This is a genomic window from Rhizorhabdus sp. P4_G5, assembly GCF_056401065.1.
Map to the genome: position 1 here is coordinate 1 of NZ_JBFUKB010000020.1, position 2680 is coordinate 2680.

The 2680-nt window shown below is 58.8% G+C and carries 4 protein-coding genes; 2 read left to right on the forward strand and 2 right to left on the reverse strand.

Annotation, left to right across the window (positions count from 1 at the left end):
• Nucleotides 1-82 (reverse strand): NAD(P)-binding domain-containing protein (locus AC1DQK_RS19025; protein WP_477873425.1); only part of this gene is annotated, 82 nt, incomplete at its 3' end.
• Between the two features lie 31 nt (nucleotides 83-113).
• A complete protein-coding gene (locus AC1DQK_RS19030) occupies nucleotides 114-485 on the reverse strand; it encodes a DoxX family protein (protein ID WP_477873419.1) in 372 nt (123 codons plus the stop codon).
• A gap of 289 nt (nucleotides 486-774) precedes the next feature.
• Between AC1DQK_RS19030 and AC1DQK_RS19035 the strand changes: the two genes are divergently transcribed.
• Both AC1DQK_RS19035 and AC1DQK_RS19040 read left to right on the forward strand, forming a co-directional pair.
• Nucleotides 775-2028 (forward strand): M24 family metallopeptidase, encoded by a 1254-nt coding sequence (locus AC1DQK_RS19035; RefSeq protein WP_477873421.1) that lies wholly within the window; start codon nucleotides 775-777, stop codon nucleotides 2026-2028.
• Between the two features lie 122 nt (nucleotides 2029-2150).
• A partial coding sequence (locus AC1DQK_RS19040) for a TonB-dependent receptor plug domain-containing protein (protein ID WP_477873423.1) occupies nucleotides 2151-2680 on the forward strand: 530 nt, incomplete at its 3' end.

The window sequence follows — 2680 nt, forward strand, 5'->3', positions numbered from 1 at the left end:
CCACAAGATCATGGCCCGCATCCAGCAGCCGCCGGGCCATTGCCTGGCCCATGCGTCCAAGACCTATGAAAACTACCTTCACAATAAAGCTCCGTATTCATCACGCCCGCGCATCAATGCGAGCCGTAAATGCCGACCACCGCGCAACATAGCGCCCAGAAGACCGGCCATTCGCTTCCGCCAATATGCCAGAGCCATTTGCGCGAGAGGCGGAAGTTCGCGACTGCGGCGATCAGGAGGTAGATGCTGGCGAGGTAAGCGGCGTATGCCGTCAGGATGCCGAACACCAGGCAGGTCGCCAGGATGATCTCGATTGCCATCGCCGCGTAAGACCAGAATTGGGGCGGCTTCCAGCCAGCCAGCTTGAAGAAGCCCACCGAGGCCTCCCGCGCAGTGATTTTCCCCACGACATGGGGGACGAAGAAAGCGCCACACAAGATCCTCAGTACATCGTAGCCGTTTGTTAGGTCGAAGACGCTGTACACGGCGCATTTCTCCTCCGCCTAACGCACCCAGGGTGGGGGCGACCCGCCCGAACTTGGTCGAAACAACACTCCACCGACGCCAGTCTCGCCCCACTGTCATAATTTATACATCGGTGCTTGACAGGGCAAGAAAAATCGACAATTTTACCGTTCAACGGCAAATGAACGAAATTTAGGCGACATTTTTCCGTTCGGCGAAATAATCAACAGGGCGGCCGCACGACGAGCGAAGGTCGCTGAACAGATCCGGCGCAACGCCGCATCTCCAAGTAGGACAGGGAAATTTTGGGTGAAGTATAATCGTCCACACGCCGGCGCCAGCTTTGGATCCCAGGCTAAGGACTGGGAACGGGGCATCGATTACGATCGCCTGTTCAAGGCGAGGCTTGCACGGGCACAGAATGCTGTCCGCCACGCCGGCCTCGGTGCGGTCCTTTGCTTCAATTTCGATAACATTCGCTATGTCACCGGTACGCATATCGGTGAATGGGCGCGCGACAAGTTCATGCGCTATGCGCTTTGTCCGGCAGATGGCCCGCCGTTCCTGTGGGATCCCGCGCCGCCTGCCAAGCGGTTGTCATCGCCGTGGATCGCCGACAATGTGGCCGCCCCGATCTCGACCATGCAAGGCGGGCTCCCGCCGTGGATGAACGTGCAGGGCGATTTCGCGAAGCAGATCAAGAAGGCTCTCGTTCACTTCGGGATTGAAAAGGAACCGCTCGGCATCGACATCATGGAGCTTCCGATGCTCCGTGCGCTCGAGGCCGAGGGCATCATGGTGGTCGACGGCCAGCAGGCGTTGCTCGATGCCCGCGAAATCAAGACTCCGGACGAGATCGAGTTGCTCAAGATGGCTGCGGCCATGGTGGACGCCACCTACGTGGACATCGCCAAGGCTGTCCGTCCGGGGACCCGCGAGAACGAACTTGTGGCAATCGCTAACGATCGCCTGTTTCGCATGGGCTCGGAGCGCGTCGAATGCGTCAACTCGGTATCGGGTCCACGCGGTCGCCCGCATTCGCACACGTTCTCCGATCGTATGATCCAGCCGGGTGACATGGTGTTCCTGGACATCATGCACTCATACAACGGCTATCGGACCTGTTATTACCGCACCTTCATCTGCGGGGAGCCAAATAAATTCCAGATCGACGCCTACGAGAAGGCATCGAAGTGGATCAGCGCTTCGATCGACATGATCCGGCCCGGGGTCACTCCTGACGAAGTCGCGGAAGTTTGGCCGGACGCCACCGAATTCGGCTACCGCGACGAGGCGGAGGCATTTCTCCTGCAATATGGCCACGGCGTAGGGCTGTCGCTCTGGGAGCGGCCGATCATCTCCAAGCGCTACCGCGGGCAAAACCAACCGCTGCGCGAGGGTATGGTGTTTGCCCTTGAAACGTGGTGCGGTGCGGCGGACGGCTCAGGCGCTGCTCGGATCGAGGAAGAGGTGGTCGTCACCAAGGATGGTTGCGAAATCATCACGAACTTCCCGTCGGATCGATTGATTTCATGTGGTTTGCCGGGATGCGAGATTTTCTAGTCCGTCAAAAACCGGCAATTTGGTAAGTAATTATAGATCTAGTATATTGTCGTTATTGGAAAACAAAAAGTAGGTAATTGCAATATTAGGTCGCATGCTGTTGTCAATTTAGGGGAATGGTAATGAGGAAAGATCTTAAAATCCGAGCAACGTTACTTTGCGCCGTTGCCATTGGTGCGCTTGCCAGTCCCGCACTGGCGCAGGACGCCCCCGCCGCCGCTGCCACGCAAGACCAGGCGGCCGACGAAGGCGGTTCGGTTTTGTCGGACGAAATCGTCGTAACCGCGCAACGCCGCGAACAAAACATCCAGAAGGTGGGTATCGCCATCACCGCCTACTCCGGCAAGCAGTTGCGCGCGCTCAACGTGGTCGACTCGCGCGAGCTCGCAGCGCTTACGCCGGGCGTGCACCTCGGTGGCGCGCTCGCCGGCCAGAACAGCCAGTACACGATCCGCGGCGTTACCCAGAATGATTTCAACGATATCGTCGAGGCTCCCAACGCTGTTTATCTGGACGACGGTTACATCGCGATCGGCCAGGGCCAGACTTTCGCCCTGTTCGATATCGACCGCGTCGAGGTGCTGAAGGGGCCGCAGGGCACGCTGTTCGGCCGCAACGCGACCGGTGGCCTGGTCCGCTACATCACGCGCAA